General features: G+C 38.8%; 12 protein-coding genes and 1 pseudogene. 6 read left to right on the forward strand and 7 right to left on the reverse strand.

Annotation, left to right across the window (positions count from 1 at the left end; translation table 11 throughout):
* The 7 genes and pseudogenes from GWI97_RS09605 to GWI97_RS09635 all read right to left on the reverse strand — a co-directional run.
* A partial coding sequence (locus tag GWI97_RS09605) for a DUF6531 domain-containing protein (protein ID WP_161751932.1) occupies nucleotides 1-3,464 on the reverse strand: 3,464 nt, incomplete at its 3' end.
* 14 nt (nucleotides 3,465-3,478) lie between these two features.
* Nucleotides 3,479-4,483, reverse strand: coding sequence for a DUF2169 family type VI secretion system accessory protein (locus tag GWI97_RS09610; RefSeq protein WP_161751933.1), 1,005 nt, complete (start codon nucleotides 4,481-4,483; stop codon nucleotides 3,479-3,481).
* A gap of 9 nt (nucleotides 4,484-4,492) precedes the next feature.
* Entirely contained in the window at nucleotides 4,493-6,613 is a 2,121-nt protein-coding gene (locus GWI97_RS09615; RefSeq protein WP_161751942.1) for a type VI secretion system Vgr family protein, read from the reverse strand.
* A 101-nt stretch (nucleotides 6,614-6,714) separates the two neighbouring features.
* Nucleotides 6,715-7,233: an Hcp family type VI secretion system effector gene (locus GWI97_RS09620; protein WP_036939804.1), complete on the reverse strand. Its 519-nt coding sequence runs from the start codon at nucleotides 7,231-7,233 to the stop codon at nucleotides 6,715-6,717.
* 609 nt (nucleotides 7,234-7,842) lie between these two features.
* Nucleotides 7,843-8,974: pseudogene (locus GWI97_RS09625) on the reverse strand (IS3 family transposase).
* Nucleotides 8,975-9,208: 234 nt separating this feature from the next.
* A complete protein-coding gene (locus tag GWI97_RS09630) occupies nucleotides 9,209-9,955 on the reverse strand; it encodes an SAM-dependent methyltransferase (protein ID WP_036939802.1) in 747 nt (248 codons plus the stop codon).
* Between the two features lie 10 nt (nucleotides 9,956-9,965).
* Nucleotides 9,966-10,223, reverse strand: coding sequence for a YjhX family toxin (locus GWI97_RS09635; protein ID WP_087803828.1), 258 nt, complete (start codon nucleotides 10,221-10,223; stop codon nucleotides 9,966-9,968).
* 1,127 nt (nucleotides 10,224-11,350) lie between these two features.
* Between GWI97_RS09635 and GWI97_RS09640 the strand changes: the two genes are divergently transcribed.
* Genes GWI97_RS09640 through GWI97_RS09665 form a run of 6 tightly spaced genes read left to right on the forward strand, consistent with a single transcriptional unit; the run spans nucleotide 11,351 to nucleotide 16,871 of the window.
* Complete coding sequence (locus GWI97_RS09640) at nucleotides 11,351-11,905, forward strand: fimbrial protein (protein ID WP_087803827.1); 555 nt, start codon at nucleotides 11,351-11,353, stop codon at nucleotides 11,903-11,905.
* A gap of 58 nt (nucleotides 11,906-11,963) precedes the next feature.
* Nucleotides 11,964-12,548 carry a fimbrial protein gene (locus GWI97_RS09645; protein WP_052038572.1) on the forward strand — a complete coding sequence of 195 codons (585 nt, stop codon included), beginning with the start codon at nucleotides 11,964-11,966 and terminating at the stop codon, nucleotides 12,546-12,548.
* A gap of 38 nt (nucleotides 12,549-12,586) precedes the next feature.
* Entirely contained in the window at nucleotides 12,587-15,091 is a 2,505-nt protein-coding gene (locus tag GWI97_RS09650; protein WP_036939791.1) for a fimbria/pilus outer membrane usher protein, read from the forward strand.
* 21 nt (nucleotides 15,092-15,112) lie between these two features.
* Nucleotides 15,113-15,847 carry a fimbrial biogenesis chaperone gene (locus GWI97_RS09655; protein WP_052038571.1) on the forward strand — a complete coding sequence of 245 codons (735 nt, stop codon included), beginning with the start codon at nucleotides 15,113-15,115 and terminating at the stop codon, nucleotides 15,845-15,847.
* A 15-nt stretch (nucleotides 15,848-15,862) separates the two neighbouring features.
* Nucleotides 15,863-16,351, forward strand: a complete 489-nt coding sequence (locus tag GWI97_RS09660; RefSeq protein WP_161751934.1) for a hypothetical protein — start codon at nucleotides 15,863-15,865, stop codon at nucleotides 16,349-16,351.
* Nucleotides 16,344-16,871 carry a fimbrial protein gene (locus tag GWI97_RS09665; protein ID WP_036939786.1) on the forward strand — a complete coding sequence of 176 codons (528 nt, stop codon included), beginning with the start codon at nucleotides 16,344-16,346 and terminating at the stop codon, nucleotides 16,869-16,871. Before GWI97_RS09660 ends, GWI97_RS09665 begins: the two co-directional genes overlap by 8 nt.
* Nucleotides 16,872-16,881: the final 10 nt, after the last annotated feature.

Consider the following 16,881-nt stretch of genomic DNA (forward strand, 5'->3'; position numbering starts at 1 on the left):
TAGTCTTGATAACCTTTGGCGGTGATACGGCGAGTGACACGGCCTTTTTGTTGCTGCTGCGCCAGTTGTAAAAACGCACCATGCGCATCAGATGGAATAAACTGATGCTCTGTGATATTGAGATTGTTATCGTACTGAAACTTCTCGCTTTGGCGTTCAAACTGGTTGCTGTATTGGGTTTCAACAATTTGGTCGTTGGCGTTATAGCGATATTGTGTGCGGTTCCAGCGAGCATCATCGATATTGACCAGATTAAAGGCTTTATCGTATTGATAACCTCGATGAACATCGGTCGAAATAGGTGGTTGAAGTGGATTATCGTGTAATGACTGTAAAAAGGACTCCGTTCCCCGTCCTGCACGTTGATGGGCCAATAATCCGGTGGCGGTGTAATGGCTAGAATTAGCAAAACCCGCTTTGCTTTGGCGTAAAAACTCTTGTCCTAAGGCGTTGTAGCTAAATTGCAAAGGGGCATGTTGATTGACTTGCAGGGAAGTCAGTTCATGAAGTTGACCAAAGGCATAATTAAGCTCACGCTCACCAAAGCGGGTTTGAGTGAGAATATCGTGCTTCTCATCCCATTGATGCGTAATCTCTTGTCCATTAATACGCTCGCAACATAAATGTCCTTGGTCGTTATACTCAAATTCCACCACCGAATCAGGATTGGTGGCACGAATAAGTTGCAAACGTTCATTGTATTGATACGTGGTTGTAGAAAGGCATTTATGCTCAATATCATCAGCAAGCCAAATGCTTTGTTCGGTGACTAATCCTGTCTCATCATAATGATAACGTAGCTCATGATTATCCGGATAACGAGTCGCAATACGTCGCCCTAAGCGGTCGTAGCGATATTGAATTTCACGTCCAGCAAAATCCACTTCACGAATAATTTGACCGGCTTTATCGCGCTTATAAGAATAGACATCACCGGTGGCGTTGATGACGTTTTTGAGTCGTGTAAGTGAGTCATATTCAAAGCGAATTTCCGTCCCATCAGGGCGTATGGTGGCGAGTAATAAATCAAAGGGACCATAGCGATAGCGCGTAGTTTTGCCTTCGCCATCGGTGACAGCAACAACTCGGCGTTCGCTGTCATATTCAATATGTTGATGGATATCATCAGGCAATAAAATATCGCTGAGACTGCCGTTAACACCATCATGCTCTTTACTGTATTGATAGCGAGTGGTGTGGTTTAGTGCATTGGTGACTTGCAGTAATCGACCTAGCTCATCACTTTGGTATTCCGAGCTATGTTGATAAGGGTTGGTGCTTTTTATTAATTGATTCGCTTGGTTATATTCATAGTGCCACTGCGCACCATTCGGCTGAATAGCTTTAAGTAGTTCACCATGTTGACTGTATTCATAGGCTTGTTGGCGACCTTGTGGATCGGTAACTGTGGTTAAATTACCTTTATCGTCGTAGGTGAGTTGCCATTTATCACCAAAGGGGGAGACATATTCTATCAACTGACCTTGAGTATTATATTGATACTCAATGGATCGCTCATCAGGAAAGGTAATTTGCGCAATATTGCCATCATAATGATAGAGATAAGACGTCGTTTGCCCTAATGCATTGGTTTCACTTATTTTTTGATTATTATGCCACTGTGTTTTGGTTTCACGCCCTAATGCATCAATCGCATGTGTAACGAGACCGGCATCATTATAATAATAGTAAGCTTGCTCACCTTCATTGTTGAAATAGGTGGTCATCTTATGAATATCATCATAAATAAAACCACCACACCAATAGCCGGAGGGTGAGCTGTTTTTTATCGCTCTGCCGTATTTGTCATATTCGAGGTAATAATCCGTTTGATCTGTATCATGCCAACGAGACATAAAACCTTCGGCAGTATATTCATGCCATAAGTGATTTTGCTGGTAGGCATTACATTCACTTAAATAACCTTGTTTATCATACTGACAAGTCACTAAAGGCTGAGAGATAACCTTATTAGCTAAGGTGATATGGTTTAATTGATGAGAATGGTAATTCAAATAAAGCGCAGTAATACCATTACGCGATACAGAGATTAATTGGTGTTGTTCGTTGTAAATAAAATCAATGCGTTGATGATTATTATCTGTAATGGCAGAGAGACGTCGATAAGAACCATCGATATGGTTGAAATGATGCGTCAACTGGGTGCGATTATCGAATAAACCAATGTTAGCTTCTATCTCACCAGAGAGTAGAACATGGGGATAATAAACATTACGGATATTGAGGTGATTATCCGTATAAGGATAGGTGATTTGTGCCCCTTCCTCATTGTGATAAATAATATTCTCTGATTGAATTTCTAAGAATATCGACCAGTTATCTGTCCATTTGGGGCCAAATAATCCAGAGGAGGAGCCTGTGGAACGATAGGTTCGTTGTAATGAAATGGGTAAAAGCCCTGAAAGGGAGAGCACATCCCAAACTTGAATAAAATCACCTGTGGCAACGTTCACAGGATCGGATTCACAGACCGCTTTATTGTTGCAGGATTTATTGGGTTTTATATTGGCACTGTTTTCGCCTTGCGGTTTTGTTATTACCGTGACTTCTTTCGGCGGAGGTGGATCTTTTCTAATGAGTCGAGGTAATGCTTTAATGCCATTTTGTAGTAAGCCAGCTGCCGCTTTAGTGAGAAAAACGTATTCACCCACTTCTTCTATTAAGGCGCCTGATTCTTGTGCTTGGTTGTCGTACTTTAGCCGTTCAAATTGGGGTAAGTTTTCCTCTTTGCGCATTTCATGAGCAAGTGACGTCATTGTCTCTGCGTATTGTTGTTTTCCTTCTTCTGACATAAACCATGTTGCTGGACCATAGGCTTGCGATTCCATTTGATAGGAGGCACTGACGGCATTGGCTTTGGCAACGGTTTCAGCCAAACCAATTAAACCATTTAAAAAGCCTTTTCCTGCACCTATGGTGGTATCTGGTAAGTTTTCTCCGCCAATTAATTCCGCTTCATGGTATGTATCGTCCATCAAGCGCTTCAGTTCTTGATAGGTCATCTCCTCTGGACGTTTTTTTTTAGGCGGTGCTTCAGCAGAAATCTCGGTAGCTTCATTGGCTTTTTGTCGGGCTTTTTCTTCAGAATAGAGGCGACCTGGTACATTATTATTGTTCATCAAGACGTCAGAGCCATGAAAAGCCGCCGATTGTCCACAAAAACGCACGGTTGGTGAGCCACTAGTAATAACGCAGTTCCCACGCCCTAAACTGGTGCCCGAAATAATGCCAGAGCCCGTATTTCCTTGTGTTCCTTTAATCACACTTCCCACGGTTAATGTCGGTACACCATTCACGCGTACCGTGGAAACATAGGTTTTTTCTGCACTGAGTTGCTGAAAGCTGTCAAAAGGAACAACAACATTGCCGACTTGGCAAACATCAGGACCTGTGGCGATAACGCAGTAATCGGCATTTTTATTCCCGACGATTTTTTTTGTCATGAGTAATATCCTTATTACAACTTATAAGCTTGAAGTTGCAGCGTGCTTTCCATCGTCGAGATCAATTGGCGATAACGCCATGTGAGGTATAGCTTTTGTTCATCAAGCGACACACATATTGTGTCTAGCGCTAATAACTCATAGGGCGTTTTTGAATGAGAAAAATGAGGAATGGCGACAAAACCAATATTAGGCAAAGCAAGATCTACACGAGGCGTTTGTGCAAAGAAACCACTCAGTGAGAGGCGTTCATTGCCTACAAAAAAGCCTTGTTGATGTTGGTCAACGGGCGTACTCATAAAGAAATCAGACTTAAAATCATCAGGATAATAAGGTTTTATGTGATTGAGCCATTTGTCTTTATAGGTACCCGCAAATTGTGATCGTTGTTGCCACCAACGACTATATTGCCCATAGCCTGCAACCTCCCACGGTTTATTCAGCTGAAATACTTGCTCTGAAAAGGGATAGTGAATTTGAGGCGCTGGGTATTGAAGCGCTTTATCAAGATAGCGATTTTCATACCAACCTAAACCAACAGGGTTTTTCTCATAAGCTTTTTGATGGCTATTCTTGCCACCATAAGTATTTTCATAAATAAGCGGTAAGGCAGAAATGGGCTGTGGAGAGCTTAATTGCCAATCATGGTGATGCTCCCAATAACGAGGGCCACTGATAGTCAACTTCTTGTGTATTTGACCTATTGAGAACTCGGTTTCCCACTGAGCCAAAGGCGTTTCATCTAATGTTCGAGCAGTACCCACAAGATAAATTTCAGCATTGGGCTTATAAGACACAAGATCTGTTTCGTGCAATAAACTGCTATTTTCAGGCGTTGTTCGGTAAACATCCGCCATAATGAGCGACTTTTGCTCATCCGCAATGTCACACATGCCCGTGAGAGGATCAAAATCACAAGTAACTTTTACCGCAATAGTTTGCCAATGCTCATCTTTATACCCCAGTTTTTCAAAGGAAAAATGAGGAAAAGGAGTCTGGTTAATAATGTGAGCTAACATCCAAAACCCCTAGTTGATATCGACATCTTTGCCTGTGATCTGCACCGGACCTGAGGCTTCAAAACTAAATTCCGTCCCATTAATGGTGATATGGCCTGCACTATCCATTCTTAACACGCTGGCACCGCAACGCAGTTCAAGGGCATCGCCTGCATCGATGGCTAATGTATTACCCACACTGATTTTTTTATGTTGACCGACGGTTTCGGTGTTATTTTCCTTGATGGTCTCTGTGCGATTACCTTTTACCTGCATCTCTTGATTTTTATCTATGATCTCAGCGTGGCTATTAAGTACATGTGTGGTGCGATTGTTGAGCACCACCGTATTCATATCCTTCTGTGCATGAATAAAAATCTCTTGCTTGCCACCGGCATCTTCAAAGCGCAGTTCGTTAAAACCATCGCCTTTATGAGTTTTAGTTTTGATTGTTGTGCGAGTCATATTTTCAGGAAATTTCAGCGGGGGGGCGTTGCGACCGTTATAGGTGCACCCTGTGATAATCGGTCTATCAATATCGCCATTAAGATAAGAGACAATCACCTCTTGCCCGATACGGGGTACAGCAGAAAAACCATAGCCATTGCCACTCCAACCCATTGCCACACGCACCCAGCACGAGGCACTGTGATCGGGCTTGCCATAGCGATCCCAATGAAAATAGACTTTTACGGCACCCACTTCGTTGACGTAAATTTCTTCACCGGGAGGGCCTACCACCGTGGCAACTTCATCACCATCCGCCGTCGGTTTGTAATGATGTGGCGGTCGCCATTCTTGTGTGCCGGGAATAAATTCGACGCTATTAGAAAGCTGTGTACCTTCGCCACCGCTGTTATCCGCTAACGGCTGCACGCCATGATGCGAAACTTGAATAACTTGCCAGTTATCATTCATCATTAAACTAGGGTGATTGCTCAGCGAGAAAATCTTGCCCGGCATTAAGGCAAAACAGTTGGTGCTGGCACGTCCAACACGACTGCCGTTGCGCAGTTGTTCAAAACGAATGGCAGTTAAAGGGGCAGCTTGCGCATCTTCTTGAAAGCGTCCATAGCTTTCGAACACGCTATGTTGACCGCCTTTTTCTAGTTTGGCTTGATGCGCTAATGGGTAAGAAGGGCGAATAAAATTATTATCTTTTTGAATGGTTTCATCCACACAGAGATATTCACCGTATTGCCATGTGGTCGCTGTGCTATCTGTAATATCGCTTTCAGCTTGCGGGTTATAGGTCAGGTGAATCCCCGCCGTCATGCCCATATGTTCATCGCTGTAAAACAGTTGGTTCTCTTCAAACCAAAAATTAATTCCTTCTTCAAAGGCTAAACGACACCAAAATGTATAGGCAGATTCCCGTTTTTGCGTGGTATAGGGGCGTTTTTGGTGTAAATCATCACGGTAAAATTTGCTGTCTGCTTTGATATGGGCTTCTTCCAACAGCGTTTTTAAAATCTCAGGCACTTTTTTATGCTGGAAAATACGGCTGTCTTGATTAAGCGTCATCACCCACATTTCAGGGCGAATATCGAAGTGATACCACGTTTTTACGCCGTCGGTATTGCCTTGTACGGCACCGGCTAAGATCCCTCGTACAGTACGAACTTCTTTGCCATTACGCTTAACCGTTAACGATGAAGCCACACCCAATAGCGATTGAAAATCGATAAAAGGCAAAGTCGTGACTGCGCTAATTGACAGCGAAAACAAACGTGATAACCCTTCGTTTAAATTAAATTCTGTAACTTGAAAGGTGCTTTCCGGTAAGCCAGCAATTTGGCAGGTGAAAACCAAACCAGAAGGCGATACCGCGCCTAATAGCGAATCTAACAGTTGCGCATAGGCTTTATTTTTAGCCAATCCTTCAGAGAAGGTAAGCCCCGGTACATCGTCGTTATTTATTCCACCGGCAAAACCGCTGCCGGGAATAAGCGATGAGGCTTGAGAGGCCATTGATGAGGCTTGAGAAAGCCCTTGTTGTGCCGTTTGAGCTGTAGCGAGCGTTTGCTGAGTAGAGGCCGAAAGTGTCGATGTTGCTTTAGCAATAGCTAGATCCTGCGCTTTATTGAGTGCCTTCTTTTTTAATCCACCAAGCTGAGAGGTGAGATTATTTTTTTTATCTTTCGCAAACATCATTCGCTCCAATATCCACTGAGCAAGCTACCGCTTGTTTTATCCATTAAGAAAATACAAAGAAACACCCACACACCTTGGTGTGCAGGTGAAAAGAAGGATTAACCTTCGAGAGGGGCGCGCCAGTCGTCAGAGCCAGACGTGCCTGCAACCGTGTGTTCCCAGTCAATTTTGCGATAAGAAAGAGAGACTTCGATCAGTTGTGTGAAGTCTGATTTGGCTGGATCTTGGCAGTGTGGCATTTGGCAATCGATGTTGACGATAGTCGCATCGGTTAATGTGGTGGTGAAGAAATGCTCTTGTTTCCCTTCAACCGAAGTGCGATACCATTTTAAGGTCGTTTTTGGCAACATTTCGCCTGAGGCTAATGCGTTATACAGCAGAGGAACCGCTTTATTTAATGCCACCGTAAAACGGAAAGGTTTATGGGCACGTTGACCTGAAGGTTGACCCGATTGTGGATCAGTCGGCACGGTAACTACGTGAGAGAATGCTTGCACCAGCATTTCATCTTCGTGGCCTTGAACATAAATATTACCGACGGATTCTGCGGTAAATGCACCCGCAGTGATGTTACCTTGGGTTTTCCCTTCGATAGAGATATAGCATGGCGTTGGCATGGCAAGTCCTTAATTTACAGAGAGTAATCGTTTCTCAACAAAATCATTTTGTTGAAGTCCTTTCGATAAAAATCAGCCAGTGCGCACTGCGATTTGATAAGAGTAGCTTAAGTAATTTTGAAAGGAAGTAAAGAAAGGGGCAGAAGAGAAAGGGCGTTGTATCCTCGTAGGATAAGTGACTTAGCGTAAAATAATTGTTCACAGGATATTTACTGCTTTCGTTTCTTATAATAGATGTATTTATTTACACAATTCACTTTCGTAAATGTCCGAAATCTCGCTAAAGCCAGTCCGTTCTAATGTACATGGATTTTTAATATGTAACAAAATATGTATTTTGTTTCAAATTGTAACAGCGTTGATTTATAAGGAAAAATTAAGTCAAATTACCTATTTTTATTAGTTAACCGTATTTTTATAAAGGTACACGAAAAATGAGTATCTCCTATTGTTAGATTTACAGTGAATAATATCAATAATGATCTCTAATTTTTATTAGAGGGATATTCAATACCTTTTTGTTTCAAATTTAATCATGAGAGACTCATAAAAATGAATCTCTCATGTATGTAGAACGTTTTAATGGATGACATGTTCTGCACAAGTAAATCAGGACACTTTTCTTAAGGAATTTTGTTCATACTCAATGGGTGGCAGATCACCGTTGGCAGTATGAAGCCTTTCTTGGTTGTAATAGCGCATATACGCGGTAACATCTTCTTTCATCTGTTTCCGAGTCAGCTGTGGGATTTTTAGTACCCAATCGTGCTTTAAGCTACCCAAAAAACGTTCAACAACGGCGTTATTCCAACAGGCTCCGACATCGCCCATACTTGCTCGAATACCATAACTTGTCAGTAAGTGACGATAGCGCTTACTCGTATATTGTGATCCCCTATCACTATGAAAGACTAAGCCTTTTTCGGGCTGGCGTAAGTTATACGCTTTCATCAAGGCTTTACTGACTAAATCTGCCATCATTCGTTTATCGATGTGCCAACCCACAGTACGGCGAGAATATAAGTCCATCACGATGGCTAAATACATCCAGCCTTCCCCTGTTTTTGAATAAGTCACATCACCCGCCCAAACTTCGTTAGGCGCATGAGGATTAAAATTTTGATTTAGCAAATTATCGGCTACCGCATCACTGTGTTTGCGTTTTGTGGTGATTTTGTAGGCGATACGCTGAGTGACGACTAGACCACGCTAAGCCATGCACTCATACTAAAGCCCTCTTTGCATAACCGTTTACGTAACGTTCTATAACCTAAGCTATTGTGACTCTGTTCAAAGATAACTTTAGCTCTGCGGTACAGGCTAAGTTGTTTTGCGGTGATCAGTTTTGCAGGATGTTTGAGCCAAGCGTAATAGGCAGAACGGCTTGTTTTCATTAACTTGCAGAGCTTCAGCACGGGAAACTGTGAAGATAATTGCTTAATCGTTTTAAACGCTACTTGGTTTTCTTTAGCAGGAGGGCGCTGGCTTTTTTTAGGATCTCTTTCTCCATCCTAAGTTCTTTATTTTCCTTTCGTAGCCTTAATAGCTCATCTCTCTCATCTGAATTCAAGCTGCTACTGGATTGCTCAGCGTCGAATTTTGCTTTCCAGTTATAAAGTAATTTATCGGTGATCCTTAAAGACGCTGCCGCTTTTGACACGCTATAACCTTGCTCGGTGACTAATGCGACCGCCTCTTGCTTAAACTCCGTGGTATAAAATCTATTTGTTCGTTTTTTCATTTAACACCTCAACAATTGGATTATATTCCATTATTAAAGTGTCCTGTTTGATTAAAGCAGATCGGTGCAATTAAACGAGCTCTAATAATACAGCCTCATCCTGTTCTATGTAAAAATATCTTATAGTTATCTATCTCTATTCACTATTTAACTTAAGTCAAATATTATTCGTACAGAAGAAACTTTTATAAATAAAAAGCGATATAGTTATTTAACTATATCGCCTAGCTCAATTTATCTGGACATGAGTGCAAAAACTCCCCAGCCAATGTATTCTCGCGTATAAGTTACGTGGCGTTTAGGGGCAATAGTCAATTCCTGTCGAATTTCTAGTGCAAAGTCATCATCGGGGTTTTCCTCTAACCAATGGCGCATAGTCAGCCATTTCGCAGCTTCATACCTATCCCAACCTTCCTGATCTGCCAGTACCATTTCTACTATATCGTAGCCGAGTTCATCGAATGCGCTGATAAGTCTAGGAAGCGTAAGAAAATCAGCCAGCGAGCTGACACCACAGGACTGAGCTATCTCGTCTGATACGGGTAGCTGACGCCAATAGGGTTCGCCGATGAGTAAGAGCCCGCCTGGTTTAAGGCTCTGAGCCAGTAGTTCAATCGTCCCGGCAAATCCGCCTGCAATCCATGTCGCACCGATGCAAGCCGCTACATCACACTTTTCGCTCATGACGTAACCTGCTGCATCATTATGAATAAAATGAACTTGTTTATTAACGCCAAGTTCTTTGGCGCGTAGCTTTGCTTGTGTAGTAAAAAGCGGGCTCATATCGATGCCAGTACCCGTAATGCCGTAATCACGCGCCCAGGTACAGAGCATTTCTCCAGAGCCACTGCCGAGATCAAGAATATGTGAGTCTGGCTTCATGCGTAACACGCGACCTAGTGTGTCGTATTTTTCAGGTGTGAATGGGTTATGAATACGATGTTCACTTTCGCTAATAGTAAAAATACGTGGGATATCCATCATCCTTTCCTTAACGGTTATCTAATTGGGCGCGAACGTTTTTCAGTCCGATAGTATTAATGCGATAGGGTTGACCATTAATGGATTTGATCAACTTTTTAGCCTTGAGTTTTTTGAATACGGCGAGTGTACAGTTGCTAAGTAATAGACCTTCGTGGCTGTAGCATTCAACTGCGGTGATGTGGCCAGAGGTATTACGAACGTAAATAATATGTCCACCTTTGGCGAGAACGTGTAAGGTTCGCTGTTCTTGACGGGATAAATTCATACGGGAAAACCTGTTTAATCATCATGTACAAAACCTACAAACACACAGTGGTGTTTGCATTCGATTTCTGTGCATTGATAACCAGTCCGGCCTGAAAAGGTCGGGACGCTGATTATCAGATGATTACATTTTCCAGCATCAAAGCCTCAGATTGAGTTGAAAGGTATTAACAAAACAAATAATAACACCTGATTTTTCTAAGTGAATATCTAAGAATGAAAAATGTGATCTTGATGAATAAATTCAATCCACATTAAACAGACCTCATTTTACGATTTTTTGTGAAGGAGATGCGATAGAGTCCTAATATGCTTAGTCACTGACTGAAAGTAAAGCATTATTGTGTTCTTGTATTATTATTTTTATGACATATCAATTTAATTTAAATATTATTTTTTTATTACATTTATTTGACGTCGATTGAGTGATTATCTAAAAAAGAAACTATTAATAATTACGTAAAAGTGCTTGTTTTTATATGTGTGAAAATAAAATTATATTGATATTCTAATTTTGATAGATAAATAAAGACTTAATAGTGAATTTTATTTTTTGATTTTAGCGATTATCTCGTTTTTTCATATTGAACGTTATTTTTGATTTGCAATTATTCGTTATTTTGTTTGTTATTATTTTGTTTATAAAATTAAATAGGTGTTTATTTTACGTATTTTACGTGTAACTTTGCTGTTTATTATTGAATATCAAAGGACAAGAATAATCTTAATTTATGGTTTATAATTCTATTTTTAATCATAATGCGAGTATTGATAAAATAATATTCCAATCTAATGCGGATTGTCTTAATTCGGTTTTTGGTTTATTTCGCTTCTTATAGATCTTTTTTTGATAGTGTTAAATTTTTTAATCCTCTATTTTTTCTTAAATCATTACTATTTTTTATTTATCCCTAAGTTTTTTACAAATTGAAAAGAAATATTTCAAGTTATAGTATGTGCGTAACAAAATTTGGTGGGTAATTAAAAAATAAAAATTAATTACTCCATTAATAATAGCTAGGTTCTTGGGTTAAACGTTTTAAATATCTTAATTTAATTAGGATAAGCTCTACTATTTTAAAAAAAATGACGATAGTCAGATATTAACTTACTTTTGAGGTATACATAATGACATTTAAGAAATTAAGCATCGTTGGCGCTGCAGTGGCATTATCTTTAGCATCTTTCGGTTCTATTGCTGATAATAATGGCGTCGTTAACTTCGTTGGTTCTGTTGTTGATTCGCCATGTAATATTGCTGACGAAAGTTTAAATCAAACCGTTAAATTTGGTGAGATTTCTCGTGTGTTCTTAGAACAAGGTAATGAAAGAGAAAGAGCATTCACTATTAAATTAGAACAATGTAATTTCGACAAATTCAAAAAAGACGAAAATGGTGATTGGTTGCCTGTTAAAACAATGAAAATCCAATTTGATGGACGCTCATATGCAGATGCAACTAATACTCTGTTAGCAACTGACAGAACTAAAGCTAACAATGTTGGTATCGCGATCGACTCTTACAAATTTGGCGAAGCTACTGATATCTTGACTAAAATGCGTAATAAACAAGGTACTAACGTACTTGAGTTTACTGCTTTAGCTAAAGCAGTTGATGCATCTAAAGAAGTTAAAGAAGGCGAATTCTCTGCTATCGCTGACTTCCGTATTTCATACGAATAATGCATCAATATATGTATAGGGGATCTTCCCCTATACATATTTAAATAATGGTAATGAGATGATGAAATTTAATAAAAATAAGTATCTGACTATTTTAAATATGATGGGAGTACTATTTTTTGTATCATCAGTCTCTTTTGCTTTTGATGGCATAAAACCAAAAGTCTTCAAAGGTAATGCATCATTAGTTGGGTCAATTATAGCATCCCCTTGCTCTATTGAAATGGAAGATCGTTACCAATATATCCAATTTGGAGATATATCATTATCTTCCATTGATAATAAGATAAAGAGAGAAAATTTAAGAAAGAAGTTTTATATAAGATTATCGAGTTGTGTTAGCCAATATAGTGATATAGATAAGAAAGTATTAAATATTCAATTTAATGGATTAGAAGCAAATAATGATGCTCTATTTTCGATGTCTGGAAGTTCTAACGGATTAGGATTTTATATTTTAGATGAAGATGAAAATGTTATTTCTCCTAATAAGCCTTATTATATCGATCATCTTATATATCATGCTAAAGATGCAAAAAGAGAACCTATATTAAATTATCAAATTGAACTTGCTTTTACTAATAAAATAGTAGAAGTGGGAAAACACTCTGCATTTGTGTATTTTTCAATCGATTATAAATAGATAATAATTTATTTTTTTTGATCACATTATCACGGTGAATGAATATGCTAATTTCAAAAAATATGGCAAAAGTAGTTTTTTTACTGACAATGTCACCGTGTTTCTATGCTTATTCTGTCGAATTTAATACAGATATTCTTGATGCTTCTGATGCTGCAAATATTGATATTAGCCAATTTAACAGTGCTGGTTATATTATGCCTGGAGATTATCATCTTACTATTTTTAGTAATGGTGAAAGGATCGGTCCTAGTCAAAAAATTTCCGTTTACCCAGTTGAAAAAACAGCATCTTCAGAAAATATATTTAATACAGTCTGTGTGCCTAGTAATAACCTTGATAAATTGGGATTAACAGAAGAAGCTGAAAAGAAAGTTTTAACACACCATGATGGTCAGTGTTTAGATTTATCTCCTTTAACAGGGACAAATTTAACGTTTGATTTGCCTTCACTTGCGCTTAAATTAACGGTTCCACAAACGTGGTTGCAATATTCTGATCCTTCATGGGTACCTCCTTCACGTTGGGAAGAGGGGATTGTAGGTGCATTCATTGATTATACGTTATCACTTAGCGGAGCTAAATATAATTCAGGATCTAAATCTGTTTATACATCGATGAATGGCACTAGTGGCTTTAACATGGGGGTTTGGCGTTTTCGTAGTGACTACAGTATGAGTTACCAGAAAGAAAACGGCGGAAATAGCGGTGATAATCATGAATCACATAATTTTGATTTTAATCGTTTCTATGCATATCGTTCTATTAAAGCGCTGGCTGCAACATTAACTATTGGGGAAAATTATTTTTATTCCCAATTATTTGATGCTTGGCAATATACCGGTATTACATTAGAAAGTGATGATCGTATGCTTCCACCTAAATTGGTGGGTTATGCTCCGGAAATTGTCGGAGTGGCAAAAACCAATGCAACCATTATTGTTAAAAGCCAAGATCGTATTATTTTAGAAACAACTGTACCACCAGGGCCATTTAGAATTCAGACTTTGGATAGTTCTATTCAAGGGCAATTAGATGTCACTATTCGTGAAGATAATGGTGAAGAACGTAAGTTTACTATTTCTACCGCAACATTGCCTTATTTAACTCGCCCAGGACAAATTCGTTATAAATTAGTGGGGGGTAAAACACGTTATGCAGATCACCGATTAACGGGTGATAGCGCAATTGGCGGTGAAATTTCCTATGGGGTGAGTAATGCATGGAGCTTATATGGTGGTAGCCAATTATCTCAACACTACCAATCAGTTGCTATTGGTGTGGGGCGTGACCTTTCCATGTTTGGTGCTCTCTCTTTTGATATCAACCAATCATTTGCCAAATTATCAGAGCGTGATAAACAAGGTCGTTCATATCGTGTGAACTACTCGAAATCATTTGATGAAGTAAAAACCAATATTACCTTCGCAGGTTATCGTTTTACGGATGAAGACTATCGTACTTTAAGTCAAACCATGGAAGAACGAAGAACTGGGCAGGATGCTTATTCTCCAAAAGAAAGTTATCAGATTTATTTAAATAAATATTTTGATAATTTCTCATTATCACTTAATTATCAACACAATACTTTCTGGAATAGCCGTTCTCAGACTCAATATGGTATTTATGCCAATACGCGATTCTCTTTATCTAAAGTAAAAATTCGCGATATTAACTTAACATTGTCTGCTTTCCGATCTCAGCGTGAAGGAGTGAATGATGACACGTTGAGTTTATATATGTCAGTACCTTTTGATCAAGGTGGAAACCTTACTTTCTCTGAACAATATACAAAAACAGATGGGAAAGGTCGTTATAGCCACAATGTGGGCTACAGTGGATATGATGAAGGTTTGAGTTACAGCATGAATGCAGGCTTAACACACGGAAAAGACGTTGATTCAGAGTCTTCATTTAGTGGTTATGTCAGTAAAGATATGAGCCTGGCAAACCTAGCGGCAAGCGCAAGTTATGTGCCTAGTCAGTATAAGAGTTTAAGCGGGACAGTTTCAGGGGGGGTAACAGGAACATCTCATGGTTTGGTTCTTCATCAACCGGCTTATGGTGATACTCGCTTAATTATTGAAACACCAGGGATATCAGATGTGCCGATTGAAGGTGAATCAGTAAAAACAAATACATTTGGGTTAGCGGTTATACCAAGTGTGACCAGTTTCCGTAGTTCATCAGCTGCGATTGATGTAAGTGCATTACCTGATAATTATGATGCCATTGATACGATGACCGATGTCACCTTAACAAGAGGGGCAATTGGGTATCGTCAAATGAAAGTAATTAAAGGTTATAAATTATTTGCCACAGTCAATATGAGTGATGGTAAACACCCACCATTTGGAGCAAGTATTCGTAATAAAGATAATGTGGAGTTAGGTATTGTCGGAGATGAAGGTATCGCTTGGGTAGTTGGTGTCGCTGAAAATGAAGAATTGGGTGTCTTCTGGGGAAATGAAAAGCGTTGCGCCATTAATATACCTGAAACTATTGATCCTAAAACTCAAATGCTATTAATGCCATGTAAGTAATGCTAATAAGGTTAACCGTAAATGAAAAAAGAATTTAATAAAACTGTTATTTCCACTCTTTTCATCTCATTAATGGGGATCTCTAGTGTTGCTCAAAGCGCAGTAACACTAGATAGAACAAGAGTGATTTTTCCTGGGACAGAAAAGTCGATTAACATTACTATTCGTAATGATAATCCAACGCTTCCTTATTTAGCACAAACATGGATTGATGATGCTAATGAGAAAAAATTAACAACAGGACCATTAATTGCGACACCACCGATCCAGCGTCTAGATCCTAAATCATCAAGTATCGTACAAATTAGTACGACACCTTCTATCACATCATTACCAAAAGATAGAGAGACTGTTTTTTACTATAACTTACGCGAAGTTCCACCTAAATCTGAAGAAGCGAACGTTTTACAAATTGCATTACAAAGTAGAGTAAAACTGTTCTATCGTCCGGCAGAAATTCTGTCTCAAGCAGATAGCATGTGGTTTCATAGTGTGACATTAACGCCGTCAGCGAAAGGGTATACTGTAAATAACGTGACGCCTTTTTATTTAACAGTAATTGGGCTAGCTTCAACACAAAAAGCATCTGAAACAGGCGCTTTTAGTGTTGTGATGATCCCGCCTAAATCAGATCATGAATTCGCTGTGCCTAAAACAAATATTCCCTATATGACCATTATTAATGATTATGGCGGAAAACCAACACTGCAATTTAAGTGTGAACAAGCTAAATGCACTGTAGCAAAAGAAATGTAATATAAGGAATAGAATATGAATTCCCAGAAATTTTGTTATCTAAAAAATAGCTGTTTATCTATGATAATTTTATTATCTGGGAGTTATGCCTATGCCAAAGTGATTACTATTGAAACAAAGCCTTTATTAAATTCGGCTGAGACAATAGAAAGTGCATATAACAATAAAAGCAGTGGCTATATTTATGTCACCGCTAATCTTATCAGCTCACCCTGTAAATTAATTGATTACAAAATAAAAAGCCATCGTCCTAAAAATAAATTTTTAATTTATGATACTTTTCTAATTACAGCGAATTTCTCTGAATGTGGTATAGGTAATTCATTTTCTCCACAGACTGTTAAAAATATGTCGGCACCGACACCCATTAATTTATCTTTTATTGAGTATGATCGTGTTTTATCAAAGCAAAAATTTTCATTACAAAATGGTAGAAATGCATTGCAATTTGAAGCGCGAGAATTAGATGCTCATAGCTATCTGATGGAGATATATTATGAATAAGTTGATTTATCTATTATTGCCACTATGTAGCCTATCCATTTATAGCTATGCAGGTGGTTCATTAGATATTTCTTTTATGGGAAATCTAGTTTCTACAGGATGTAAGCTCCCTGAATCGCCTTATAACTTAGAAGTTCAGCTTAATAAGATTAGTAGCAAATATCTTTATGAATATGGTCGTTCTCAACCTATTAATTTTTCTATCCCTATCGTTGATTGTTATATAAGTGATTTAAATAAAACGATTTCAATAAAATTAAATAGCAATACTCTTGTGACAGATAAAGGTATTAGTTATTTAAAAACAGAAGGTAGCTCTAATGTTTTATTAGGCCTACTTGATAACAATGATGCAGTTATTAAGTTTAATGAAAAAATTGATATGGCGCGTGTTTTAGCGGCAGGTCAAAACGAACAAAACTTATTAAATTTTAAAGTATATGCGCGCCCACCTGTTACAGGGGATTTAAAAGAGGGGGCATTTTCATCTACCATTACATTTAATATTGATTATCAATAGGAGGCGGGTA

It is taken from the genome of Proteus sp. G2300, from assembly GCF_009915965.1.
GTDB classification, from domain to species: Bacteria; Pseudomonadota; Gammaproteobacteria; order Enterobacterales; family Enterobacteriaceae; genus Proteus; species Proteus vulgaris.